Raw genomic sequence first — 425 nt, forward strand, 5'->3', positions numbered from 1 at the left:
TCCGTCAATAAAGTTTTCATCGCATAGGCACTTATACACGAGACCCAATAATTCCCCAATGTACTGATACTACGGAGATAGGTATCGATACCGCCATCGATATCATTGCGGAAACCTATCTTAACCGATAAATACTCTTCCGCTATAATTGGGTCTTCTTTATACTTTACCGAAAATGAACGATTTTCATATTTATCGTGACAGATGATATATTTATCATCCTTTTTACTCGCCCTTATGAAAAAGTAACGGGATGTTTCATAAGCAGGGTCCATAATAAATAAAGACCTTTCTTTTTCCGCCTCACGTATATCATTATTCATAGACCACATTTTATTAACATCAGGCCTGTCATCTCCATATTTTAATAGATAACGAGGCACAATTTTATTGTTATTAACGGTGTATACAGTATCCGCCAATCC

The 425-nt window shown here is 36.0% G+C and carries 1 pseudogene; it reads right to left on the minus strand.

The window, feature by feature from the left end:
- A pseudogene (locus DW103_RS17925) lies at positions 1–323 on the minus strand (hypothetical protein); the annotation flags it as partial.
- Positions 324–425 lie beyond the last annotated feature (102 nt).

Origin of the sequence: Parabacteroides sp. AM08-6, from assembly GCF_003473295.1 — a bacterium.
In the GTDB taxonomy this organism is placed as follows: Bacteria; Bacteroidota; Bacteroidia; order Bacteroidales; family Tannerellaceae; genus Parabacteroides.